The 23613-nt window shown below is 62.7% G+C and carries 20 protein-coding genes and 1 pseudogene; 13 read left to right on the top strand and 8 right to left on the bottom strand.

The features are described 5' to 3' along the window. Nucleotides 1–158 precede the first annotated feature (158 nt). The 6 genes and pseudogenes from ABNX08_RS41755 to ABNX08_RS41730 form a co-directional block, all read right to left on the bottom strand. Complete coding sequence (locus tag ABNX08_RS41755; protein WP_349607910.1) at nt 159–1796, bottom strand: class I adenylate-forming enzyme family protein; 1638 nt, start codon at nt 1794–1796, stop codon at nt 159–161. Nucleotides 1797–2158: 362 nt separating this feature from the next. After that, the gene (locus ABNX08_RS41750; protein ID WP_349607909.1) at nt 2159–3067 is read right to left on the bottom strand and encodes a LysR family transcriptional regulator; all 909 of its coding nucleotides are present in this window, start codon (nt 3065–3067) and stop codon (nt 2159–2161) included. Nucleotides 3068–3198: 131 nt separating this feature from the next. Further along, nucleotides 3199–4320: a CaiB/BaiF CoA-transferase family protein gene (locus ABNX08_RS41745; RefSeq protein WP_349607907.1), complete on the bottom strand. Its 1122-nt coding sequence runs from the start codon at nt 4318–4320 to the stop codon at nt 3199–3201. 13 nt (nt 4321–4333) lie between these two features. After that, nucleotides 4334–4480 (bottom strand): annotated as a pseudogene (locus ABNX08_RS41740) (electron transfer flavoprotein subunit alpha/FixB family protein); the annotation flags it as partial. A 79-nt stretch (nt 4481–4559) separates the two neighbouring features. Further along, on the bottom strand, nt 4560–5660 hold the full coding sequence (locus tag ABNX08_RS41735) for an LLM class flavin-dependent oxidoreductase (protein ID WP_349607905.1): 1101 nt from the start codon (nt 5658–5660) through the stop codon (nt 4560–4562). 40 nt (nt 5661–5700) lie between these two features. After that, nucleotides 5701–6735, bottom strand: a complete 1035-nt coding sequence (locus tag ABNX08_RS41730; RefSeq protein WP_349607903.1) for a flavin reductase — start codon at nt 6733–6735, stop codon at nt 5701–5703. A gap of 586 nt (nt 6736–7321) precedes the next feature. Between ABNX08_RS41730 and ABNX08_RS41725 the strand changes: the two genes are divergently transcribed. The 10 genes from ABNX08_RS41725 (at nt 7322) to ABNX08_RS41680 (ending at nt 18003) form a co-directional block, all read left to right on the top strand. After that, the gene (locus ABNX08_RS41725) at nt 7322–7558 is read left to right on the top strand and encodes a hypothetical protein (RefSeq protein ID WP_349607901.1); all 237 of its coding nucleotides are present in this window, start codon (nt 7322–7324) and stop codon (nt 7556–7558) included. Between the two features lie 172 nt (nt 7559–7730). Continuing rightward, complete coding sequence (locus ABNX08_RS41720; protein WP_349607899.1) at nt 7731–8711, top strand: alpha/beta hydrolase; 981 nt, start codon at nt 7731–7733, stop codon at nt 8709–8711. 16 nt (nt 8712–8727) lie between these two features. Next, nucleotides 8728–10476, top strand: coding sequence for an NAD(P)/FAD-dependent oxidoreductase (locus ABNX08_RS41715; protein WP_349607897.1), 1749 nt, complete (start codon nt 8728–8730; stop codon nt 10474–10476). 111 nt (nt 10477–10587) lie between these two features. Then, the gene (locus ABNX08_RS41710; protein ID WP_349607895.1) at nt 10588–11319 is read left to right on the top strand and encodes a glucose 1-dehydrogenase; all 732 of its coding nucleotides are present in this window, start codon (nt 10588–10590) and stop codon (nt 11317–11319) included. A gap of 120 nt (nt 11320–11439) precedes the next feature. Next, complete coding sequence (locus ABNX08_RS41705) at nt 11440–12702, top strand: ABC transporter substrate-binding protein (protein ID WP_349607893.1); 1263 nt, start codon at nt 11440–11442, stop codon at nt 12700–12702. Nucleotides 12703–12715: 13 nt separating this feature from the next. Beyond that, nucleotides 12716–13582, top strand: a complete 867-nt coding sequence (locus ABNX08_RS41700) for a branched-chain amino acid ABC transporter permease (RefSeq protein ID WP_349607891.1) — start codon at nt 12716–12718, stop codon at nt 13580–13582. Between the two features lie 173 nt (nt 13583–13755). After that, a complete protein-coding gene (locus tag ABNX08_RS41695) occupies nt 13756–14700 on the top strand; it encodes a branched-chain amino acid ABC transporter permease (protein ID WP_374063767.1) in 945 nt (314 codons plus the stop codon). Further along, nucleotides 14697–15476, top strand: a complete 780-nt coding sequence (locus tag ABNX08_RS41690) for an ABC transporter ATP-binding protein (RefSeq protein ID WP_349607887.1) — start codon at nt 14697–14699, stop codon at nt 15474–15476. The genes ABNX08_RS41695 and ABNX08_RS41690 overlap by 4 nt, the downstream gene beginning before the upstream one ends. Then, nucleotides 15473–16270 (top strand): ABC transporter ATP-binding protein, encoded by a 798-nt coding sequence (locus ABNX08_RS41685; protein ID WP_349607885.1) that lies wholly within the window; start codon nt 15473–15475, stop codon nt 16268–16270. Before ABNX08_RS41690 ends, ABNX08_RS41685 begins: the two co-directional genes overlap by 4 nt. A 68-nt stretch (nt 16271–16338) precedes the next feature. Beyond that, nucleotides 16339–18003 carry a thiamine pyrophosphate-dependent enzyme gene (locus ABNX08_RS41680; protein ID WP_349607883.1) on the top strand — a complete coding sequence of 555 codons (1665 nt, stop codon included), beginning with the start codon at nt 16339–16341 and terminating at the stop codon, nt 18001–18003. A 122-nt stretch (nt 18004–18125) separates the two neighbouring features. Here ABNX08_RS41680 and ABNX08_RS41675 read toward each other — a convergent pair whose 3' ends face one another. Further along, nucleotides 18126–19367 (bottom strand): IS4 family transposase, encoded by a 1242-nt coding sequence (locus ABNX08_RS41675; RefSeq protein ID WP_051370080.1) that lies wholly within the window; start codon nt 19365–19367, stop codon nt 18126–18128. Between the two features lie 855 nt (nt 19368–20222). Here ABNX08_RS41675 and ABNX08_RS41670 point away from each other — a divergent pair. From ABNX08_RS41670 to ABNX08_RS41660, 3 genes are all read left to right on the top strand, one after another. After that, complete coding sequence (locus tag ABNX08_RS41670) at nt 20223–20675, top strand: Ohr family peroxiredoxin (protein ID WP_349607635.1); 453 nt, start codon at nt 20223–20225, stop codon at nt 20673–20675. A 38-nt stretch (nt 20676–20713) separates the two neighbouring features. Further along, complete coding sequence (locus ABNX08_RS41665) at nt 20714–21460, top strand: glucose 1-dehydrogenase (protein WP_349607633.1); 747 nt, start codon at nt 20714–20716, stop codon at nt 21458–21460. A gap of 429 nt (nt 21461–21889) precedes the next feature. After that, a complete protein-coding gene (locus ABNX08_RS41660; RefSeq protein WP_349607631.1) occupies nt 21890–23080 on the top strand; it encodes an adenylate/guanylate cyclase domain-containing protein in 1191 nt (396 codons plus the stop codon). A gap of 99 nt (nt 23081–23179) precedes the next feature. Here the strand turns inward: ABNX08_RS41660 and ABNX08_RS41655 are convergent, their stop codons facing one another. Then, nucleotides 23180–23545 carry a hypothetical protein gene (locus ABNX08_RS41655; protein ID WP_349607629.1) on the bottom strand — a complete coding sequence of 122 codons (366 nt, stop codon included), beginning with the start codon at nt 23543–23545 and terminating at the stop codon, nt 23180–23182. Nucleotides 23546–23613: the final 68 nt, after the last annotated feature.

Here is a 23613-nt window from a genome sequence, read left to right as displayed (position 1 = left end):
GGGAACAGGGCACCATGCTCGTGGACGGAACATGTCATCACGCACAGCCGGGCAGGGCCGCATTTGTGACGGATTCCTTCGAGCTCATGCCCGATCGCCCTCAGGGGACCGGGTATTCCTGATCAGATAAGAGAACCAGCAGGCCAGTTCGCCCTGATTCAGGCTGCCGCGTCGACAGCCTCATTCGGCTGTTTTGCCGCCAGCAGGGCCGCGGCCATGCTCTTCAATTCCTTGCGTAGCAATTTGCCTGTCGGTGTGGATGGCAACTCGGCGCATATTTCGATCCGGTCAGGCGTTTTGTAGCTCGAAGCCAGGGCCCTGCAATGCACGCGCAATTCCTCGCTTGTGACCGCCGAGCCCGGTGCCGCCACGACGAAAGCGACAATCATCTCCCCCTTCTCTGCCTCCGGCACTCCCACGGCGCCTGCCAGCGCGACATCCTTGTGCTGCTGAAGCATTTCCTCAATTTCGGCGGGCGAGATGTTGATGCCCGCCCGCTTGATCATTTCGGTGTTACGTCCGAGGAATTGCAGGCTCCCATCCGGCGCGATCCGTCCCAGGTCGCCCGTCTTCAGGTACCCATCCTCGGTGACCGCCTCGATGTTGAGCGCCTCGCTCTTGCCGGAATATCCCGGGGTCACGCGGCCGCCGACCTCAATCAGGCCCGTTTCGCCGGGCGATATAGGGTCACCGGTTTCGGGACTGACAATGCGCACTCGCATGCCTGGCAGGGGCGGGCCCTGGAACTGCTTGCGCATGTCGAGCGGCGCGTGGTGCCACGTCACGCAGCAATTCCCATAGGTCTCGGTCTGTCCATAGATATTGCAGATCTCACTCGCTCCGAGCACTTCTGCCGCAACGGCGAGGTCCTGTGGACTGCCGATCGTCAGCCCGGTGCGCAGGCTACGCGTGCGGTTCGGCGCAAAGGAAGGATGCGAGACCAGTGCCGATGTGGCGGCTGGCAGCGTATAGATGGCCGTGCATGCGTGTTGCTCGATCAGGTCGAGCGCCTCGCCGGGCTCGAAGCGGCCTTGCAGGACGAGCGTGGCGCCATGCGTAAAAGTCGCGCACATTGCATTCGCCGATCCATACGACCAGAACAGCGGCAGGCTCACCAGTACGCGGTCCGCGCTGGTATAGCCTTGCCGCTCGCCGATATGGAAGCCGTTCAGGATGATTTCGCTTTGCAGCAACCTGACGGCCTTGGGATAGGACGTGGAGCCGGACGTGTACAAGACCAGGGCATCGTCCGTCGCGCGGGACGCGGATGTTGCGACAGGCGGCAGAGGCTCCGCATGGAGGCGTTCATAGCTGTCTGCCCCGACCAGCGCATCGCCGGCGAGGGTCACGATGCGCTCCAGCGATGGGTAGGCCGACGTGCGCCATGTGCCGGGATGGCTTGATTGTAGGGCCGGAATCAGTTGTGCGAGATCGGCTGCATAGCGCTGGTCGCCGAATTGCTCCAGCATGAACAGCACCTTGACCCCCGAGTCGCGCAGCAGAAAGTCCAACTCGGCACGCTTGGACCACGTGCTGAACGGCACGGTGACCGCGCCCAGCATTGACGCGCCGAAGCAGATTTCCAGCCATTCCACGCGATTGTTCAGCAGCAAGCCGACCCGATCGCCGCGCATGACACCGAATGCCTGCAGACCCGCGGCGACGCGGCGAGCCCGCGCTTCCAGGTCTCGCCAGGTGACATGCTGACCATTCGCGATGACGGCATCGTGGTCCGGCGCCCGGTTCGCCATTTCAAGGAGTAGATCGAACAAATTTCTGCTGAGAGGTTCAGGCATGGTGTCTCGCGTTGTAGGTGTTGTCTGGACTGGGGCGGCGTCGTCTGCCGACGTGCGCAGTGCTCCTTGGACAGCTATGGGCCGTCGGAGGTGAGGCCATCCCCGATGTCATGGCGAATGAAAGACGCCAGCACTGTCATCAAGGTTTCTGCAGGCGACGTGCCTCGCAGTGTTGCCTCCGTAGCGACAAGTTACGAGGCGAGCCCTATGCGGTCAAACGGGAATTTCTGATCGGTATTGATCAGATTTTTCGATGTCGCGCCGAACGTGCAGCGCCTTCGCTGGCAAGCGAACAAGGTGTTGACGCCGACCCGCCAGTCGTTGCCTTGCCTTTGCGGCTGTGACCGCATCTGCCATGCCGGCTATTGCAGGGGGGCGAGCGTTCCGGCTTCGGGCAGGCGAGCGACGTCCACCACGATTTTGGCGATTTCGGCGACCGCCGGATCGATGTTCTCGGCGCGCGTCGCGACGAAAAACGTCAGTGGTCGCAAGGGGGGATCCGGTGGCAGGGCGCGCAGGGTGCCAGCCTCGATATCGGCGGCAACCAGGTCGATCGGCGCCAGGCAGATGCAGAGTCCCGCGCGAACGACATTCAGCATGGTTGACAGGCTGTTGCAGTAGTTGATGGCGATCGGCGTGATGGCGTCTTCGGCGAACCATGCCTGCATCACCGCAAACACGCGCGCATCGCGTGGCAGGGAAATTATCGGCAACTCCGCCAGCTCGCTTGGACGGGCGCAGTTCAGATCGCCGAGCAGCGCCGGCGTGCCAACCCACGCAAAGCCCAGTGCCCCGATCGGCACCAGCTTGGTTTCAGGGTCCACGGAAGGCTCGCCGACGACGGCAATGTCGATCGCGCCGCGCGCCAGCTTGTTCAGCAGGTTGGCGTTCAGGTTCACGTCGAACTCGACGCCGAGGCCGGGATAGCGTTCCTTGAGCTGGCTGATGATCGTGCTCAGGGAACGGAGGGCAATGACTTCGCCCACACCTATCCGGACTAACCCTTGTCCAATAACGAGCTTGCCGGCAGCGATCCGGAGTCGCGCAGCCTCGACCACGACCCGCTCCGCGTGCGTTAGCAGTTCCCTTCCCTTCAGCGTGAGCGTGACGTTGCGCCCGATACGATTGAACAGCATCAAATCGAGTTCGGCCTCGAGCTCCCGGATGCGCGAAGACACGCTGGCCTGCGACGTGTGAAGGTGCTCGGCTGCCGCTCCGAAGGTACCTAATTGGGTAATCCAGTAGAACGTCTCGAGTTGTTGAATGTTCATGTCAGCCCTTGCGCCCCGTCCGGCGCCGGGCACCCGTTTCACCAACGGATTTGTTCGTCCAGGGGCGGAGTCCAGCATGATGCATTAAGCGGCCTGCCCGCGAACAGGGGGGGATTTGCCTGATTGGCAGGTCAGTCAGGCGTGCTGAGGCGGAAGACACTCTCTCCTCCTGTGCTATTCAGTACTTCCTCAGTGTGCTGGCCAAGCCCCGGCACGGGGCGGACGATCTTGCTCTCGACGCCATCGAAGACCAGCGGCTGGCGGATAAAGCGGGCACCTTCGAAGCCGACCACCATGTTTCGGGCCAGTATTTGAGGGTCCTGCGCTACTTCGTCGACGTGATTGACTGGACCAAAGGCAATGCGTTCCGTCTCCAACTGTTGGCAAAGCCAGTCGTGAGGGTGTCGCTTTATCGACGCGCGCAGTACCCGATCGATATCCGCAGCGTGTTCCGAGCGCTGCGCTTCGGTCAGTTCGCCGAATTCCGGCAGAGCCAAGAGTCGGCATAGGGCGCGCCACATGTGGTCCTCGCCCGCTATGCTGAGCGTGATCTGGCGACCGTCCGCAGTACCGAACAATCCATATCCGGGATCCTTGGGCGGCAGCGGCCGGATGGGCAAGCCATTCATGGGCGGGACGAGGAAAGGCGCCATCCAGGCAACCAGCGAATCCAGCATGGAAACGTCGACCTGTGTTCCCTGGCCCGTGCGGGAGCGGTCGAAAAGCGCGGTGACTACCGCCAGGGCACCGAACATTGCGGCTGAAATGTCTGCCAGGGGCAGCACGGGGAGCGCAAAGCCGGCTTCCTCGCCCGCCGGCACGTCGATCATGCCGGCGGCGGCTTGTATGCTCAGGTCATGCCCGGCGACTGCGGCTCTGGGACCTGTTTGGCCAAACGACGAGATCGAAACAAAGACGAGCGACGGCTTGCGTGCCCGCAAGGCATCCGCGCCTAGCCCTAGCCCATCCATCGCGCCCGGACGAAATCCTTCGACCACGACGTCGGCGGTGTCCACCAGTGTCAGGAAGTCCTCCCGGCCACGGTCTGACTTTAGATCAAGCGCCACCGAGCGCTTGTTGCGATTCATCGCCGAGAAGAGACCTGGAAACCGGCGTGATGGATCACCACCGCCGGGCCGTTCGACGAGGATCACATCGGCACCGAGGTCGGCCAGCAGCAAGGTGGCGAAAGGGCCTGGCCATTGCTCGGCCAGGCTGAGAATGCGCACACCTGCCAATGGGAGCCTTGTCATAGTCAATTCTTCGTTACTTCGAGAAGGCTTCCGCCAGTTCCGGCACCACGGTATTCAGGTCGCCCATGAGGCCGTAGTCCGCCACCGAGAAGATCGGGACTTCGGCGTCCTTGTTGATCGCGACGATCACCTTGGAGCCCTTCATGCCGGCCAGGTGCTGGTGCCAGACGGTGCACACCACCCGGGCGAAGCCGAAAATGGAACCGTGTTGCCTTTGAATGGCTACCGCACCGCCGGATTTACCCTCGGCCGAGTGCCGCATTGACGCGCGGCATGACCTGTTCGGCCATCAACTGCATCGACCGCTTGGCAAGTCCTTCGTCGACCCAGTCCATCGCCGCGTAGACCAGCTCGCCGAAGTCGCCAATCTCCCCATGCAAGGCGAGGATCTGATCGACCACGCTATCTACTGAACCATGGATGACCAGCCGGTCGAGAATGAAATCCATCGTCAGCTCTTCGTCAGGCTGGTCCATGCGCTCCTTGAACACAACGTGGCGACCGCCTTTCTTCAGCTTATTCAAGAGCTGCTCATAGTAGAAGCGATACGGGCTTCCGCGATCGTTTCGTCCATAAGCGGCTGCAGTCTTGTCATCGTCGGCAACGAAAATCGTGCGCGCGATTCGCCAGTCGGACGGGTCGGCCGTCTTGCCGACATTGCGTTTGCCTTCGACATAGTTTCCCCAATGCGTCCTTGCCCACTTGGGCAGCAGAAAGTTCGCCGACATTGGATGGAAGTCGCGCTCGCCCATGGCGATCACACCCTTCGAGAAAGGTGCCACCACTGTACCCACGATCTCCGGACGCGGCGACTGGTAAGGACGTGGCAGGATGCCGACACCCGTGGCGAGATCGTAGGTGGACCGCGTAGTTACCTTGAATCGGTTGTTGGGAAACTCGATGTCGTATGGCGGTTCGCGATCCCAGATCGCGAGAATGACATCGATTGCCTCGGCGAAGAGCTTGAGGCGATCCTTATCGAGCATGTCCAGTGCCTCGAAGTCAGACGGCAGCGCCCCCGGACTGATGCCAAAGATGAAGCGGCCTTCTGACAGGTGATCGAACATAGCCGCCTGCGCCGCGACCAGCACGGGGTGCATCTGCGACAGATTGCAGGTGCCACTGCCGAGCCGGATGTTCTGTGTGGAATGGATGAGCGAAGACAGGAACATCATCGAATTGGTGATGTTCTCCGACGTGTCGGTAAGGTGTTCGCCGACGAAAGCATCGTGGAATCCGAGCTTGTCGGCGAGAATGATTGTTTCACGGTCTTCTCGCAGAGTCTGCGTGAAATCGCGCTGTAGCGCGTGCATCGGCATCATGAACAGACCTAGTCTCATCGATGTCTCCTAGTGGTGTGTGTTGGATTTGGTGGCTATGTCAAAGCTGTCGGGACAGCATATGGGCGGTGTTCTTGAGGCGCTGTAGCAATTGCTCTTCCTGCTGCCTTCCGTCAATGCGCCGCAACGCCGTGATGGCGAGCAGGATGACGCCCTGCTTATCGAACACTGGCACGCTGAACGCCCGTAAGCCGGAGGGATTGGAACCCGGGCCGGGCGGCTCGCTGATCGAATGGCCTTGCTCTCGAATCTTGATCAGCGCGGACTCGAATTGAGGGGGTAGCGAATCAAGACGACTCTGCATGCGAAGCGTGGTCGCGAGCGCGTCGGGAGGCTGTAGTGCCGCAAACAAGCGCCCCGTTGCTGAACCGAGCAGGGGCACCACGCCCATGCGAAGCGTCGTGCTTGCCGGTTCAGACGCTGGTTCCCAATTCACCACAGTCGGCCCGTGTGGGGTCCAGATCGAGACTGCAAGCGTCTCGTTGAGTTCCGCCGCGAGTTCGCGAGTCAGCCGTGTCGCTGCACGGACAGCACGCACCTCGCGCAGACCGTTGGTATTGCCGTCCCCCGATAGTTCGCCAAGGTCGTGTGGATGCACCACAAGGTATTTTCCGCCGCCGAAGACCAGAGCCCGCGGGTTGCCGATGGCAATGCGCTCTACGTGGCCAATGAAGATGGCATGGTCACCTCCCACGTGGGTAGCTACCTTGCGGCATTCCAATGTTGCCGCGCAGCCTTCGATCAGTGGGATCCCGCCTAAGCCTGATGTGACTGACACGCCTTTGAACTTGTCGGGACTTGGTCGTGCGAAGCACTGCGATATTGCGATCTGATGCTCAGCAAGAATGTTGATGGCGAAGCGTGAGGTGTCTCGGAACACAGGGTGGCTGGGGGAGGAATGCGCCTGGTTCCACAACACTAGAGGTGGATCGAGCGAGACCGACGTGAACGAGTTCGCCGTGAGGCCGTGAGGCTTGCCATGCCCGTCGACCGTGGTCACCACCGTAACGCCGGTGACGAAGCTGCCAAGCACGTTCCGCAATTGACGTGCATCGAAGTCCTCGATCGTTTGCATAGATTCTCCACGGAAGTGCCGATGTCTGTTTCATGAAAGGTATTGCGCAATACTGGTCAGTATGTCACAGTACGAGAAGGTAATCAACCGCGGCTGGATACGTCATGAAAACTCCCATCTGTGCCCGCCTGGGCTGCGATTGCCGATCTTGGCGTTTGGCCATTGTTAATTGTTCACAAGCCGGGAGTAAGCATGCGGGCGCGCGGTGGTTGGCTGGTATTGCGCCGTGGTCGATCGGTCCGACCTCCTGGTATCGACGTACAAGACTGCTGCGCGCGAAACGCAGGCAGTCTTCAGCCAGCGGGCCGAGAGCCTGCGTACATGGATGGGGCGCACTGAACCTTGGTTCAGTTCAGGGCCGCCAACGTCATCGTCTAGGTAACCAAAGCAGGGGGTTGCGGCGTGCTCGGGGGCGTCTACATTGATTCGGTAAGCAACTCGAGTTTGTCGGTCGGGAAACATTCGCTGGCGTTCACGGAAAAGCGCGGCTTACCGAGCGCATGAAATACTGCTTGCGGCTGATCGACGGTACGCAGTTGGCCGATCGTCCGCTGAGACGCTTCAACAAACAGGGATAGGCATGGTCATGAATCGACGCAATTTCCTGGCATCCAGGGGGCCCTGGCTACCGGTCGTCGAGACCATCATGTGCCATACGCGCTGCGGCCACGCGACGGCCGAGCGCAGGGCGCTAGAGCTGATGGAGCTGGTCGCCATTCCCTCGGCGCGCAACCGGCTGGCCAGCTTTGCCGAACCCGGGCACCTGGTGGAATGCGTACGCGTCGCGCATTTCCCTACCTGCAAAGGGACACTGCATGACTGACGACACCTCGCGTGCGTCGCAACAGATCCTGTCCCGGAACGGCATCGCGCCCGCCAATACGTTGGCGACGGCCTTTTCTGGGGGCCAACGCCTACCTCATCGGGGCCCAGGCAGGTATGCGCGTCGCGCTCGTCTAGGGGCAGTTTTGGAATCTTTCATAAGGACTCACTTTATGTCGTCCCTGGATCCTGATGTCGAGCGCCTGCTCGCGCTGAGTAGGCAGGCCGGCCGGCCGCCGTTCGAGGCATTGACGCCGGCAGAGGCGCGCGGTGCTTATGCGGCCAGCTGGGATATCCTGCAGCCGCCGCGCACCGAAGTCGGCAGCGTTCGTAACGAAGCGATCCCCGGACCGGGCGGATCCCTGCCATTGCGTATTTATCGTGGCGCGGGGACGCAGCCGGGCGAGCGACTGCCCTGTTTGTTGTACCTGCATGGCGGGGGCTGGGTCATCGGTAATCTCGAAAGCCACGACCGGTTGTGCCGCCAGTTGGCGAATCTCGCGGGCATTTGCGTCGTGGCGGTCGACTATCGCCTCGCGCCGGAGCATCGCTATCCCGCTGCGGTGGACGACGCAGTCGCCGCATTGCAATGGGTGGGTCAGAACGCCGCTGCCCTGTGCATTGCGCCTGACAGGATCGGTGTCGGCGGGGATAGCGCGGGCGGTAACTTAGCCGCGGTGCTCGCGCTAATGGCGCGCGACGGCAGCGTTCACCCGGTGATCCACCAGGCATTGCTGTATCCGGCACTGGACCTGGCCGCCGACAGCGACTCCTATCGGAGAGTGACCGCCGGCGTTCCGTTAACGGCGGCCACCATGCATTACTTCATCGAGCATTACGCGCCATCCATCGCGGTCCGGAAGGACTGGCGGGCCTCGCCCCTCAAGGCGGCCAGCCTTGCCGGCACGTCCCCTGCTCTCGTACTCACCGTGGCCCACGATCCGTTGTGCGACGAGGGCCGGGCCTACGCCGCCCGGTTGGAAGCCGAGGGCGTACGTGTCACATCGCTGCACCTGAGCGACCACATGCACGGCATGCTTCTCACCGGAAAAATGGTCCCGGCTAGCAACACCATCGTCTGTTTCGTCGCTGCCGCCATCAGGCTGGCGTTGCATCATTCAAACTCGCTCGGCCTTGAACCCGCCGCGCAATGATCACGAAGGAAGATTCATGACTTCATCCTCTTTGAGCCAACCCCTCCGCACCGTAGACGCTGTCGTCGTCGGCGCCGGTTTTGCCGGCCTCTACATGCTGTACCGGCTGCGCCAGCTCAAGCTGCGCGCGCAGGTGTTCGAGGCGGGCGCTGGCGTGGGCGGCACCTGGTACTGGAACCGCTACCCCGGCGCGCGTTGCGATGTGGAGAGCATGCAGTACTCGTACTCGTTCTCGCCCGAGCTGCAGCAAGAGTGGGAGTGGACCGAGCGTTACCCCCAGCAGGCCGAGATCCTGCGCTATGTCAATCATGTGGCGGACCGCTTCGACTTGCGGCGCGACATCCAGCTGGAGACGCGCGTAATCGCCGCTCACTATGACGAGTCCAAGCACCTCTGGACCGTGAGGACCGATCGCGGCGACGAGATGGTCGCGCGCTTCTTGATTTCCGCGGCGGGCTGTCTCTCGGCCGGCCGCGTGCCAGCCATCCCCGGTCTCGACAACTTCACGGGCAAGTGGTATCACACCGGCAACTGGCCGCACGAGCCGGTCGACTTCAGGCGGCAGCGGGTCGGCGTCATCGGCACCGGCTCGTCGGGCATCCAGGCGATTCCCGCCATCGCACACCACGCGGGGGAGGTGGTGGTGTTCCAGCGAACTCCGAACTTCAGCATCCCTGCGTGGAACCGGCCGCTCTCGGCAGAGGAACAGCAGGAGTGGAAGGCCAAGTACCCCGAGTACCGCGAGCAGGCCCGCAAAACGCGCTCCGGCATCCTGTACGACTACAGCCAGCGCGGCACCTTCGATGTCAGCGAGGCAGAGCGGCAGCAGGAATACGAGAGGCGTTGGCGCCGCGGCGGCGCTAATTACACGCACGCATTCAATGACATTTTTTTCAACCGTGATGCGAACGACCAAGCGGCCGAATTCGTTCGCAACAAGATACGAAGCATCGTAAAGAACCCCGATGTCGCGGCCAAGCTCGCACCAACCGACCATGCCATCGGCACCAAGCGCATCTGCGTCGACACCGATTACTACGACACCTTCAACCTGCCGCACGTCAGCTTGGTAGATTTGAAGGCGACCCCGATCAAGGAGATCGTGGCCGCGGGCATTCGCACCACGGACAAGACCTACGAACTGGACAGCATTGTGTTCGCGACCGGCTACGACGCGGTGACCGGCGCGCTGGACCGCATCGATATCCGCGGGCGCGATGGCCGGGCGCTCAAGGAGAAATGGACCGAGGGCCCGCGTACCTACCTGGGTCTCATGACAACCGGATTCCCAAACCTGTTCTTTATAACCGGCCCCGGCAGTCCGTCGGTGCTGACCAACGTGGTCGTGGCGATCGAGCAGCACGTCGACTGGATCGCGCGCTGCGTGCACTACATGCAGGAGCGGACCCTGAACGTCGCCGAAGCGAAAGGCGAGGCCGAGGACGAGTGGGTCGCGCATGTGAACGAAGTCGCCGACAAGACGCTGTTTCCAACCACCGCGTCGTGGTACACCGGCGCCAATATCCCTGGCAAACCGCGCGTATTTCTGCCGTACGTCGGTGGCCTGGGTAACTACACCGTGATTTGCGACAAGGTGGCCGAGGACGGCTACCGCGGTTTCCTGCTGCAATCGGCGCCCGCGCCCGCGCCCGCTCCCGCGCCCGAGTCCGAGTCCGAGTCCGAGTCCGAGTCCGAGTCCGAGTCCGAGTCCGAGTCCGAGTCCGAGTCCGAGTCCGAGGACGCCGTCGCCGCCAACCGGCTGTGAGGGCGCAAACCCTGCAGGGGGCTTGCACCGCGCCTCTGCGCGCTAACTTTTTGGCAAATTTTTCTTGAGATCGCGAAGTATTCCGGCAAGCCTGCCCAACCTGGAGACAAGATGAATCGATTGCAAGGCAGAGTGTTCCTTATCGCGGGCGGCGCCCGCGGGCTCGGCGCCGAGCAGGCCCGGCTGCTGGTGGACGCAGGCGCCAAGGTGGTGATTGGCGACGTGCTCGAGGCGGAGGGCGAGGCGCTGGCGTCCGAACTCGGCGCAGCCTGCTCTTTCCTGCCGCTCGACGTGACCAGCGAAGCGCAGTGGAGTGATGCCGTCGCGTTGGCGGAAACGCTCGGCAGGTTGCACGGGCTGGTTAACAACGCCGGCGTCTACAAGCCCGTGCCACTGGTCGAGACCGACACCGCTGAGTTCGAACGTCACACCCGCGTCAATCAGCTGGGCACCTTTCTCGGAATGAGGGCGGTGGTACCCGCCATGGAACGGACGGGTACCGGGGCCATCGTCAACATCTCCTCGACGGTGGCGTTGCGCAGTGCGCCGAACGCCATCGCGTACACCGCCAGCAAGTGGGCGGTTCGGGGCATGACCAAGGCGGCGGCACTGGAGTTGGCGCCCAGGAACATCCGCGTCAACTCCGTGCACCCGGGGCCGATCGACACCGACATGCTGAATGTCCGAACCCGCGAGGAAAACCTGCGCCGCGTGCAGCAGGTGCCGATCAAGCGGCTGGGCACTGCGCGAGAGATCGCCGGGCTTGTGTTGTTTCTCCTGTCCGACGGCAGCGCCTACATGACCGGTTCTGAAATCGCGATGGACGGCGGCGCGGCCCTGTAGAGCACTGCGCGCGGGAAAACCATGCCTGCGCATTTTTCTGAATTCAATCGCCTGTTTCCGCAGGCTCTTGGCTAGCAACGCACACCGCCATCCGGGTGCATAGACTGGAGACACAGCAGCATGAATGCAACGAACAAGTCAACGCCATCCACCGCAAGCGCGGCATCGGCACGGCTCGCGAACTCGATCCGAACGGTGGCGACTGCGCTGATCCTGGGCGGGCTGGCCCTGGCCGCCAATGCTTTCGAAGCGCCAGGCGATGGCGTCTACAAAGACCGCATCGACTGGGGTGTCATGATGGACCTGAGCGGCCCGACGGCGGCGTCGCAAGCCATCTGGGTCAATGGTTTCCAGGATTACATGCGCCGGGTCAGCGAGGGCGGCGGCATCAACGGGCGCAAGATTAACGTGCTGGCCGAGGACAGCCGCTACAACGCCGCGCAGGACAAGGTCAGTTACGAGAAGCTGGTGACGCAAACGCCGGTTCTAGGCATCTCCGGCCTCGGCACAGCCGGTGCCCAGGTCGCGCTGGCGCCCACTATCCGCAGCGGCAAGGTGCCGATCGTCGGAACCTACACCAGCACCAAGGCGCTGTCCGAGCCCACCTCGCCCATGGTCTACGGCGGCTTCTGCGGCTACCGCGAGATGGCCCAGACCGGCGTGCGCTACCTCACCGATAAACTGAAGCTGAAGAACCCCAAGGTGATGGTGGTCTCGGTCGAGAGCGCCGCCGGTGTTGAGTACGCTGAATTCGTGGCTGACGCTGCCAGGAAGCTGGGGGGCACCTCGAGCATCATCACCATGAAGGTCACCGCAGCCGACGTCACGCCGCAGGTTCAGGCCATCATCGCCGCCAAACCGGATTTCATCACGATCTACGGTGTCGCCAACACCGCGATCCTGACGATGAAATCGATGCAGCAGTATGGCTTGAAGATCCCCGCGTTCGGCATCTCCTACCTTGGGGCGCCGAACATCTTCAGCTCAATTGGCCCAGAGGCCGGCGCCAATTACACGTTCGTCAGCTGCTTCACGCCCGGCGGCGCCGACAACACTCCCGGCAACAAGGAACTTTCCGCCTACGCTGACAAGATGGGCCGCGGCGGCATGAAGGAGGACATCAACTACGTGGCCGGCTGGACCACCGCGCAGATGGTCGCCGAATCGATCGCTCGTACCGGCGCCACGCCGACGCGTGCCAAGCTGATGGACACCATGAACAAGGGCTTCACGGTCGACACGAAGGGCCTGTCTGCGCCGATCACGTTCACAAAGGACGACCATATCGGGCCACAGGTTCTGAAGTTCTTCGGCTATGACTACGCCGCCAAGAAGTTCAAGGCCTTTGGCGAATACGACGATTACGTGAAGTACACCAAGTAACCGGGCCGGCATCATGCTTGCACAAGTACTCTTCAGCGGTCTGGCCCTGGGCAGCATCTACGGCCTGGTTGCGCTCGGCTTCGCCGTCGTCTTCAAGGCGACCGAGGTGTTCAATTTCGCGCAGGGCATGTTCGTCGTGTGTGGCGCGTTCTTCGCGGTGACGACGATTACCCTGATGCAGCTGCCGTTCCCGCTGGCCGTTGCGGCGGTGATCGGCGCCGCGGCGGCGCTGGGCATCGTCATTCACGTGCTACTGATCCAGCCGCTGTCGGGCCGGCCAATGCTGTCGGTCATCATGGTGACGATCGCACTGTCGATCGTGATGCGCGCGATTATCGAAATCAGCTACGGCCCGCAAGGCCGCCCGCTGGTGACGCCGTTGCCCGCGGGGATCTTTCTCGTGGGTGACGTACGGATCTCGCAGCTTCACCTCACCGCGGCGGCAGTGAGCTGGGCCTGCATGGCCGGCTTCGGCGCGTTCTTCCGATTCACGTCAGTCGGGCTCCTGATGCGGGCGACCGCGAACAGCCATGAGGCAGCCCTCGTATCGGGCATTAACGTGAACGTGATGAACCGGCTGGCCTGGGCCATCGGTGCGAGCCTGGCCGCGCTTGGCGGCCTGTTCATGGGCCAGTTGCAGCTCGCGTCGACCGAACTTGAGGGCATCGGCTTACTGGCGCTGCCCGCGGTGGTGATCGGCGGCATGCAGAGCATTCCAGGCGCCATCGTCGGGGGCCTGCTGGTGGGCGTGATCGAGCAGCTCGCTGCCACCTACATCTCGCCCAAGTCCAGCGACATCGTGATCTATGCCTTGCTGCTGCTGATCCTGATGGTCCGCCCATGGGGCCTGTTCGGCCAGCGCGAGCTCGGTCGCGTCTGATATCCCACCCGAGAACTATTCCCATGATGAACCAGGAAAACACGCTGTCCCTCGCGGCACGAGCCCGTCCGTTTCCATGGCGCTGGCTGGCCGCCATCGTCGGCATCGCGGTCCTCTGCTACCTTCCGATTCTGCTGACGGATCGATCGATCTTCGGCATGCGGCTGTCAAACATGCAGTTGCTGAACATCGGGCTCACCCAAGTGAATCTGATGATGATCACGATGATCGGGGCGCTGTCGCTGAACTACCTGACGGGCAGCGCCGGCCTGATGTCGATTGGCCACGCCGCCTTCTATGCCGTTGGCGCCATGACCGCCGCGGTGACCGGGACGCAGTGGGGTTGGCCCTTCCCGCTGGTGCTGCTGGCCGCTGGGCTTGCGGGTTCCGTGGCGGGGCTGCTGGCCGGACTGCCATCCCTGCGCGTGCGAGGGCTGTACTTTGTGCTGTCCACTTTCGCGGTGCATTACATCGTCGTGTTCGCCTATGCAGAGTACCAGTACAGGTTCTTCGACGTCGTCGGGGTGCCGTACAAGGAAGCCGCGCTCGGCCCGATCGCACTGAACACGCCGTTGCGCTGGTACTTCTTCCTTCTGCCGGTCGTGGCGCTGGTTTATCTGGGACTGCGCAAGTCGCTCCACACGCGCGAAGGCCGCGCCATGATGGCGATGCGCGATCACGAGCTGGCTGCCACCTCGGCCGGCGTGGACGTGCGGGTTCTCCGGCTCAAGGCCTTCGGCCTGAGTTCGGCAATCGCGGCGATGGCGGGAGCGCTGTTCGCGTACTACCTGACCAACGTCACCTTCGAGACTTTCGGCATTCAGTTCGCCATCCAGTTCATCGCGATGATCATCATCGGCGGAATGGGCTCGTTGCCGGGTGCGCTCGTTGGCGCGGCGGTGTGGCTGCTGCTGCCGTCGATCATCACCGGCTTCGCCAGCCAGGCCGGCGCCACCACCGGACTCGCGCACCGCATCCTGGTGGAGAACAAAGCGCAAACGGTGCAGCTGATTTTCGGGACGCTCGTCATCTTGCTACTGCTATTCGCGCCCACCGGCATCGCCGGCATGGGACGGCGGCTGCGCAACCGGTTCGCGGTGAGGGGGGAGAAGCGATGAACGCACTGCTCGAAGTTAAGGGCCTGTCGGTCGGCTATGCGCGCAAGGGCCTGGCGCTGGAAGACATCAACCTGACCGTGCCGCAGGGTGGCATAGTCGCACTGCTGGGCGCCAACGGCGCCGGCAAGACCACCTTGATACGCGCTGTAACCGGCCTGCTGGACTTGCACCAGGGCCACGTGACGCGGGGCCACGTGACATTCGATGGCGCTCAGGTACTGGGCCTGCCTTCGCACCGGTTGGTGCGGATGGGTATGGCGCAGGTGCCCGAGGGCCGGTTGATTTTTAAGCAGCTAACCGTCGAAGAAAACCTGATGGTCGGTGCTGCTATCGTTCCGCACGCCGCGCTGAAAGGCCGGCTCGACGGCGTCTATCAATTGTTTCCACGGCTGCTCGAGCGGCGCAAGCAGATGGCAGGGTGGATGTCCGGTGGCGAGCAGCAAATGCTGGCGATCGGCCGCGCGCTGGTGTCCGGCCCCAAGGTGCTGCTGGTTGACGAGCTCTCGCTGGGCCTCGCACCGCTCATCGTTCAATCTATCTATAAACAACTAAGGTTCGTCGGCGAGACCCTCGGCACATCGATGCTGGTCGTGGAGCAGAACGCCCGGCTTGCACTCGAATTTGCCGCGACGGCTTACCTTCTGGAGCGCGGCCGCATCGTGCTGTCAGGGCCGGCCGCGGAGTTGGCGGCCAGCGAACTGGTGAAAGAGTCCTACCTCGGGTCAGCCCGCACGCCCGCACCTGTGACAAGCCGGGCAGAGGAGGCGCAGCAATGACCACCGCGATGCTCGATATCAAGGACTTGCTGATGCGCTTTCAGGGGATTATCGCGCTGGACACCGTGTCATTCACGATGGAGGCCGGCTCGATCACATCGCTGATCGGCCCGAACGGCGCTGGCAAGACCACTCTGTTCAACTGCATTACGGGCATGTACCGTCCGACCTCCGGCCAGGTAGCCTTCGAAGGTCAGGACATCACCGGGCAGGCGGCGCATCTGGTGGCGCGACACGGCATTGCACGCACCTTTCAGAACCTTGCGCTGTTCGGCGGCCTTACGGTGCTCGACAACCTGCTTGTCGGCGCTTATCGCCAGGGCTCCTCAGGTTTGCTGCAGGGTGCGTTGGGCACCGGCCGAGCGCGGGCGGAGCAGCGTGCGGCCACCGCTGCAGCCATGGAGGTGCTCGAGTTCCTGGGGATGAGCGAAACCGCCGGTCTGCTGCCGGGCGAACTCTCCTACGGACGCCAGAAGCAAGTCGAGTTCGGCCGCGCGCTGATGCAAAGATCCCGGCTGGTGCTGCTGGATGAACCAATGGCGGGCATGAGCGGATCGGAAAAGATCGCCATGACCGATCTGATACAACGCGTGCGCAGGCGGTACAGCATGAGCTTCCTCATCGTGGAGCACGATATCCCGGTGATCATGGACATCTCGGACAAGATCGTCGTGCTTGACTTCGGCCGCAAGATCGCCGAAGGCACGCCGCACGAGGTTCAAGCCAATGAGGCGGTGATCGCTGCTTACCTGGGCTCCGGAAAACCGACGGAAAGCGTAGCGGCCGTCGCATAGAGTCGGAGAAGTAATTCATGCAAGTTCCCAACGCGACATCGTCGGCAACTGACCAAGCAAAGGACACGATGAGCAACAAGACATTACCGGCTTACCAAGCCCTGGCACTGGACATCAAGGCCATGGGGATCGAGGTCGTGTTCGGCCTCATGAGCGACGACACCGCGCTATTCGTCACCACACTGGACTCGATCGGCGTGAAGTTCCACGGCGCCCGCCACGAGAACACCGCCGTCTGCATGGCCGAAGGCTTCGCAGCGGCCAGCGGCAAGCTGGGCATCGCGATCATTGGACGCGGCCCGGCGGCGGCCAATGCGATGCACGGCGCCACTTACGCGCAACGTTCCGGATCGCGCGTGCTGGTGATCTTCGGCGACCAGCCCACCCACACGTCGGCCGACGGCCACGGCCCCGACAGCAAGCGCTTCGACACCAGCCTTGCGATTCAGGCCGCAGGCTTCACGCCCTTCATCGCCACCAGTTCGCACAGCGTCCGCCAGGTGTTGGCCGATGCCGTCGCAGCGACCGAGCGCGGTGCCGTGGCGATGCTGCTGCCGGCCGATGTGCAGCTGGAACTGGCCAACGTGGAGCAGAGTGCGCCCGTGGTCAAGCCCGCCGTGCCCGCGAAGCTGCAGCCGCCGCGCGCCGCCGCCGTTGCCGCCGCCGGGGCGCTACTGGAGAACAGCCGTCGACCTCTGATAATCGCGGGGCAGGGCGCATTCCAGGCCGGTGCGAAGGACGCGCTGATCGCTCTGGCCGACCATCTCGGCGCCGCGCTGGCGACCACCATGAAGGCCAAGGACATGTTCCGTGGCCACCCCATGGATTGCGGCATCATCGGCTCCTTCTCGCATGCCGGCGGGCGCCGGTTGATCGAGCAGGCGGACTGCGTGCTGGCCTTCGGCGCCAGCATGAACCAGCGCACCACCAGCAATGGCACCTCCATTCCCAAGGACGCGCCGTTAATCCATGTGGACCGCTCGCGCAGCAACATCGGCCGTTACACCTATGCAGACGTCGCAATGGCGGCCGATGCGAAGCTGGCTGCGCAGGCGCTGATGGTGGCGCTGCCGCCTCGCACTGCATCGCAGAAGGAGCTCCATGCGCCGGCATTTCGTCAGTGGCTGGACAGCTGGGACTTGGCAAATGACTTCAAGCCGGCCCACACGTCGCGCACGGTGGACACACGTTCTGCGGGGCTCGCGCTGAGCAACCTGTTGCCGCAAGACCGCAATGTGGTGTACGACGCCGGCAACTTCCTGCAAGTGGTGCCGTATATCTCGGTGCCGGCCCCCTCGCACTACAAGCAGGCCGGCGATTTCGCATCCATCGGCATGGGCTTCGGCGTCGCGATGGGTTTTGCACGCGCCAACCTCGAGCGCACCACGCTGTTCGTGGTCGGCGACGGCGCCTTCCTGATGACGCTGGGCGAGTTGGAGACGGTGGCGCGCGAGAACATCCCGCTGGTGATTGTCGTGCTGAACGATCACGCCTACGGAGCGGAGACGCACTTTCTCGCGATGCGCGACATGCCAGTCGGCATGTCCCTCTTCCCGGAAGTGGACTTCGGACCGGTCGCCGAGGCCTTTGGCTTCCAGACGGCGACAGTGCGCACGATGGACGAACTGAATGCACTGGCGCCGATGCTGGCCAATCCGGAGGGCCCGATCCTGATCGACGTCAAGATCAACGGCGCCATTGCGGCGCCGTTTCACCACGACGGTGCGGCGTAGGGGCTTGCATCGTAGTTCTGTTTGCGCGTTGCTGCCAGCGAGCTGGCAGCAACGCGCGGCGAACCCGCGGGCGGCACGTACCCCAGGGTGCTGTGCGGCCAATCCACCCAAGATAAGCAGCATCAACAAGCCTTATAAGCGGCATGTCGATGAGGCTTGTGGCGTGGTGGACGGGGCTTGGCGCGATCTGGTCGCACGCGCTGGAGACGTGTTGCGATCAAGGTCAAGGTCTCGTTCAGGGCAGCCTTGGCCCAGCGCAGGCCGAGCAGCAGTGCAGGCAGGACACGTTTAAGGGCGGTGATGGCGTAGGCACGGTTGATCCGATGATCCGAGTCAATGTCATGTTCCTGCGCGGCCGCAAGACAGCACAGGGCGTGCAGGTTATCGCACAGGACTTTGGCTCCGAAGTCCTGCCTGGCGGCCAACTGTGAGAGGCCGGACAGGTGTTCGAGTGCCATGCGGTGTTTGAGGCGTTTGAAGGCCTCCTCGAGACGCCAGCGCTGGTGATAGAGATCGCGGAAGGTGGCAGCCGGATGGCGGTGCCTGTCGAGCAGATTGGTGATGAGCACGCGAACCTTGGCGGCTGGCGAGATCTGCCGGATGAGCCGGACGGTCTGCGGGACGGACGCACATTCATAGTCGCGCGCGTCATTGCGGGCTGGAGCCGGGAGCGTGACGACGGTCTCGGCGCGGCCGGAGCGGACGAAGTCCCGCAGGGCAGCAAAGCCGCTACCGTCGGCGCGCATGCAGAAAGGGATGTTTCGTTGGTTGAGTACGGCTACCAGCCAGCGGGCCGGGTAGCCGCGGTCGAGCAACAGCAAGTCGTCGGATTGCAGGCGGTCCAGATGCTCGAACAGGATCTGGCGTTCGTTCTCGAGCACGCTGTGCAGTGAGGCGGCGAGCATCATCTCGGCCCCGGGGAGGTACAGGCCGAAAGCGAGTTGATCACGGGTGGCGGCTCGAGGCAGATGGCTGTGGCGGATGGCAAAACGCAGGTGCGAGGCGTCGGCTGCGACCAGCCGAAAGCCATGCCAGCGCGGCAAATGGTTGGACACCTGCTGAAGCAGCCAGTCATTGAGGTGAGCAAAGACATCGCCGCTGAGTTTGCTGCGAGCCTGGGCGAAGGCTTGTTCACTGACTCGCCGGCACAAGGTGTTTTGGCGGGCGAGCGCGGCGAAGAATTGATCGAGTTCGGCTTGAACGCCCATGCGCAAGTTGCCAAGCATGAACGCGATCAGTGTGGGCAGGGTGAGCTTGCGCTGACGGGTGAATGCGGCTGGATATTCGGGATGACGGGCAAGATCGTGAAAGACCTTGGTGTGCAGATATTGGGTAAGCGTAGCGAACAGATCGGACAGGGGCATGAGAGCCAAGCGAAGATCGAGAAACGATCCTCTATTGGCCGCCGCCCTGCTTGCGCTAAACAGCCAGCGCAAGCAGGGCGGCGGCCGCTCGAACCTCGTCATCTGTCAAGCGTGCGCGTGGCAAATTGCGATTCTATTTGACGGCTTATCTTGGGTGGATTGGCTGTGCGGCGGGCGATGGTTTTAGTCGTCGCACCTGTTGTCAATGATGTTGCGCATGTGGCTCAAGCTTGCAAACCAGTGCCGCGACAGAGACTCGCGGCGGGAAGGAGCTATTGAAGCGCTCGATGTAGGCGCTCTGCACGGGCTGCCGGGTTGGAGATCGCTTGAAGCGCTGCTTCCAAGGGCTGGGCGGGCTGCGGGCGTCGGAGGTCACTGTCTCGGCGATGGGGGATTATTCTGCCGGCACGATGCTCGCATGCGCCTTGGCTCGAACAGGCAGGGGCCCATGCGGCCCTATGCGCTCGTCGTCACGAGAAGTCGAAGCCTGTCGACAGGCTGCTTCATCATCGATGCCCACGGCGGAATACGGCGGGCGGACGCACCTTGGCCTCGCGGCCCGCTTTCAGGTCCACGCTGCCAGCCCTGAACCAAGGTTTAGTGCGCCCAACCTTGTGCCCTGCGTCTCGGCCCGCTGGTTTAAGACCGCCTGCGATTCGCGTGCGGCAAGCGTGCGCGTCGACACCAAGAGGTCAAACCGATAGCCCACGGCGCAATACAATCCAACCGCGCCGCCTGGCATCCTTACTCCCGGGTTGTGAACATCTGCAGTCACACCCGAACGCAACCACTGGTTGCCAAGACGCAGCGAGTGTCCGCGCTTAGGCAACTGGGCTAACCGATGAGGATTTCGCAATGACCACCAAGATCCAGACCGTGCTATTCACGGGTAAGACTCATACGACGGCCAGCCGCCGTGAAGGCGCCCCCCGCGGCGATGAACGCATTGACATCCAACTCTCGACCCCCGGCAAAGCTGGCAACGAGATCGCGTTCACGGCGGTTCAGCTGCATCCGACCGCGGAGCAGCTGTTCGCGGGCGCCTGGTCGGCCTGCTACACCGGCGCGCTTGGCTTTGTGGCCAATGCGAAGAAGGTGGCGCTTCCCTCCGACCTGTCCGTTGACATCGAGGTCGATCTAGGCAAGACCGGCGACGCGTATTTTATTCAGGCCCGGTTCCACGTCAGCATGCCTGGGGTTGCACTCGACATCGCCGAAGCCATCGCGCACGCGGCGCACGACGTCTGCCCGTACTCGAAGGCAATTCACGGCAACATCGACGTCGCCATGAAGGTCGTCGCAGCATGACGGCGACGAGTAAGGGGACCCTCATAGGAGAGCGCACCATGGGCAAGCTCACGGGTAAGGCAGCGGTCGTCACTGGGGCGTCAAAAGGCATCGGCGCTGCGATAGCGAAGGCGATCGCGGCCGAAGGCGCGACCGTCGTCGTGAATTACGCCAGCGGAAAGGCAGATGCCGATAAAGTCGTCGCCGCTATCACGGCCGCAGGCGGGAAGGCGGTCGCAGTCGGCGGCGACGTAACTAAACGTGCTGGCGCGGAAGCCATAGTCGGTGCTGCGATCAAGCATTTCGGTCGCCTCGACATCGTCGTCAACAATGCAGGGATTTATGAATTTGCCGCGATAGAGGAAGTGACGGAAGAGCATTTTCATAAGCAATTTGATGTTAACGTGCTGGGCACGCTGCTCGTGACGCAGGCAGCGTCCAGACATCTTGGGGAGGGCGGCAGCATCATCAACCTGGGTTCCGTTGTGAGCCGTACTACGCCTGCGGCGAGTGCCGTCTACAGCGGCACGAAGGGCGCAGTCGACGCGATCACGGGCGCGCTGGCGCGCGAGCTAGGGCCGCGCAAGATTCGCGTTAATTCCATCAATCCTGGGGTAGTCGTGACCGAAGGCACACATAGTGCGGGAATCATTGGTTCCGGCTTGGATGCTGCAGCCGTTAGCCAGACACCGCTGGGCCGGCTCGGACAGCCGGACGACATTGCGGCTGTGGCGGTGTTCCTCGCATCGGATGATGCGCGGTGGCTCACCGGCGAACACTTGATCACAAGCGGCGGCCTTCGCTAGCAAGCGAGTTTCAAACTCCCGCACCGGCCATCAAGTCGCGACGCCCTGTCACGGAGCGGGGAGGTGTCCAATTCGACATTTCTATTTGGTCGACGGAGAAAGGCCGGTCCGAGTGCCGCAATTGGCACCGGCAGCAACTTTAATGGGCGCCCTTCATCGGGTGGCGAGCAAGATGCGGCAGCAGGCGGATCGCCTTGGACGAGTATGCTTATCGCAAGAGCAGAATCCAAGCGCCGAAGTTGCAACTGAAACCACGAGGACTTCGATCCTTCCCTCCGCAGCCCATGCGTTTCCTTATGCGGCTTGTTGACGCGATGCACACGTAGCACGAGCGGTTTAGCGGCTTACGGGTTGTGCGCGGCGTGAGCGGCGGAAGGCCGGAGTACTTGTGCCGCCGTAACGTTGTCTCAGAAAGCAGGTCACAGGGCAATGATCCATTCCGCCGATATCCTGGCCGCCCGCATCCTGGTCGTCGATGACATGGAGGCCAACGTCCTGCTGCTGGAACAGATGCTGCGTGGCGCAGGCTACGCGTGCGTGACGTCGACGACAGACCCCCGCACGGTCTGCGACCTGCATCGTCTCCACCGCTTCGACCTGATCCTGCTGGACCTGCAGATGCCAGGCCTTGATGGTTTCCAGGTCATGGACGGCCTGAAGGACGTCGAGGCGGACAGCTACCGGCCAGTGATCGTCATCACCGCACAACCAGACCACAAGCTCAGAGCGCTGCGGGCAGGCGCGAAAGACTTCGTCAGCAAGCCGTTCGACCTGGCCGAAGTACTGATGCGCGTACATAACATGCTCGAGGTCCGCCTGTTGCACACGGAGTCGTTGGCATACGGCAAGGCGCTGGAGCAAAAGGTGCGCGAAGTGGAGGCGAGCCGCGAGACCATTGTTCGCCAGAGTGATCAGCTCAGGGATCTCTACGACAGGCTTGTCGAAGAGCAAAAGGTATCTGAACGGCTCTTGTTGAACCTGCTGCCCTTGCCCATTGCCGAGCGCCTGAAGGCGCGCACGGAACTCGCTGACGGCAGTCCACCAGAAATCATCGCGGACAACTTCCCTGAAGTGTCCGTGCTGTTCGCGGACCTTGTCCAGTTCAGCCGCTTTACCGCGGGCATGAGTGCGGAACGGCTGGTGGCCGTACTCAACGAAATCTTCTCCAACTTTGACAGCATCGCCGACCGCCGCGGGCTCGAGAAAATCAAGACCATTGGCGACGCCTACATGGCCGCTGCCGGCCTGCCGGTCCCGGCGGCCGATCATGCCGTGCGTGCGGCGCATATGGCACTGGACATGATCGAGTCGATCGAGCGGTTCAACGAGCGCAGCGGCTATAGCCTGCAACTGCGCGTTGGCATCAACAGCGGTGCGGTGGTGGCTGGCGTGATCGGCAAGCGCAAGTTCATTTATGACTTGTGGGGGGATGCCGTCAATATCGCGAGTCGTATGGAGTCCCATGGCATGGCGGGCCGGGTCCAGGTGACGGAGGCCACCCGGCAGCGGCTGGGAGAGGCGTTCCTGTTTGAGAAACGCGGCACGATTGCGGCCAAGGGAGTGGGCGAGGTCTGTACGTGGTTCCTCACGGGGCGGAATGGACGCAGTAGCTGCAAGTAGCCGAGCTTATCCACGGATCGGCTTGCCGACTTCTGGGTTCGGTAGGCCGAGAGGCAAGAGCAGGTAGCCTGGTGTTACCTTAAGACACAGCCGGGTCGCTCAGCCCGGGGGCGTCGATACACCAGTAAGGTCTCGGCCGGTGAGCTGGATTCCGAAGTAATTCCTCTTGGCGGGCGAGAGGCTTACGCCTTCGATGAACCCACCAAAATTCCCCTGGCGGGCGCCATCCGTGAAGGGGTCTCGCTTGTCCCCAACGCGGGCGCCGTCGGTGTAGGGGTCACGCTTGTCCCCAACGCGTCCGCCGTCGATATAGGGGTCGCGCTTTCCCTGGTCGAGGGTGTAGCCATACAGATTGGGGCTCTTACCACTGACGCGCTGATCCGCAGCGTGGGAGAGGGGAGTGGTTAGCGCGCTGGCGGCAGCGAGGGCGACTGCGGCGAGGGTGCTTGCGATACGAGCATTCATGATGTTCTCCAATCTATACCGATGAGATCCGGCTTAGCTTTAAGCCGCGATTGTTCGGACCGCAATGG

It is taken from the genome of Cupriavidus sp. DF5525 (assembly GCF_040149425.2).
Taxonomy (GTDB): Bacteria; Pseudomonadota; Gammaproteobacteria; order Burkholderiales; family Burkholderiaceae; genus Cupriavidus; species Cupriavidus pickettii_A.
This window is presented reverse-complemented; position numbering and strand designations above follow the sequence as displayed.

What these genes read in the sequence shown, in the direction of transcription:
- ABNX08_RS41720 (WP_349607899.1), top strand. Translation starts at nt 7,731, where the DNA reads ATGTCGTCCCTGGATCCTGATGTCGAGCGCCTGCTCGCGCTGAGTAGG.
- ABNX08_RS41750 (WP_349607909.1), bottom strand. Translation starts at nt 3,067, where the DNA reads ATGAACATTCAACAACTCGAGACGTTCTACTGGATTACCCAATTAGGT.
- ABNX08_RS41735 (WP_349607905.1), bottom strand. Translation starts at nt 5,660, where the DNA reads ATGAGACTAGGTCTGTTCATGATGCCGATGCACGCGCTACAGCGCGAT.
- ABNX08_RS41710 (WP_349607895.1), top strand. Translation starts at nt 10,588, where the DNA reads ATGAATCGATTGCAAGGCAGAGTGTTCCTTATCGCGGGCGGCGCCCGC.
- ABNX08_RS41715 (WP_349607897.1), top strand. Translation starts at nt 8,728, where the DNA reads ATGACTTCATCCTCTTTGAGCCAACCCCTCCGCACCGTAGACGCTGTC.
- ABNX08_RS41665 (WP_349607633.1), top strand. Translation starts at nt 20,714, where the DNA reads ATGGGCAAGCTCACGGGTAAGGCAGCGGTCGTCACTGGGGCGTCAAAA.
- ABNX08_RS41725 (WP_349607901.1), top strand. Translation starts at nt 7,322, where the DNA reads ATGAATCGACGCAATTTCCTGGCATCCAGGGGGCCCTGGCTACCGGTC.
- ABNX08_RS41745 (WP_349607907.1), bottom strand. Translation starts at nt 4,320, where the DNA reads ATGACAAGGCTCCCATTGGCAGGTGTGCGCATTCTCAGCCTGGCCGAG.
- ABNX08_RS41680 (WP_349607883.1), top strand. Translation starts at nt 16,339, where the DNA reads ATGAGCAACAAGACATTACCGGCTTACCAAGCCCTGGCACTGGACATC.
- ABNX08_RS41655 (WP_349607629.1), bottom strand. Translation starts at nt 23,545, where the DNA reads ATGAATGCTCGTATCGCAAGCACCCTCGCCGCAGTCGCCCTCGCTGCC.
- ABNX08_RS41700 (WP_349607891.1), top strand. Translation starts at nt 12,716, where the DNA reads ATGCTTGCACAAGTACTCTTCAGCGGTCTGGCCCTGGGCAGCATCTAC.
- ABNX08_RS41695 (WP_374063767.1), top strand. Translation starts at nt 13,756, where the DNA reads ATGCAGTTGCTGAACATCGGGCTCACCCAAGTGAATCTGATGATGATC.
- ABNX08_RS41670 (WP_349607635.1), top strand. Translation starts at nt 20,223, where the DNA reads ATGACCACCAAGATCCAGACCGTGCTATTCACGGGTAAGACTCATACG.
- ABNX08_RS41675 (WP_051370080.1), bottom strand. Translation starts at nt 19,367, where the DNA reads ATGCCCCTGTCCGATCTGTTCGCTACGCTTACCCAATATCTGCACACC.
- ABNX08_RS41705 (WP_349607893.1), top strand. Translation starts at nt 11,440, where the DNA reads ATGAATGCAACGAACAAGTCAACGCCATCCACCGCAAGCGCGGCATCG.
- ABNX08_RS41660 (WP_349607631.1), top strand. Translation starts at nt 21,890, where the DNA reads ATGATCCATTCCGCCGATATCCTGGCCGCCCGCATCCTGGTCGTCGAT.
- ABNX08_RS41690 (WP_349607887.1), top strand. Translation starts at nt 14,697, where the DNA reads ATGAACGCACTGCTCGAAGTTAAGGGCCTGTCGGTCGGCTATGCGCGC.
- ABNX08_RS41685 (WP_349607885.1), top strand. Translation starts at nt 15,473, where the DNA reads ATGACCACCGCGATGCTCGATATCAAGGACTTGCTGATGCGCTTTCAG.
- ABNX08_RS41730 (WP_349607903.1), bottom strand. Translation starts at nt 6,735, where the DNA reads ATGCAAACGATCGAGGACTTCGATGCACGTCAATTGCGGAACGTGCTT.
- ABNX08_RS41755 (WP_349607910.1), bottom strand. Translation starts at nt 1,796, where the DNA reads ATGCCTGAACCTCTCAGCAGAAATTTGTTCGATCTACTCCTTGAAATG.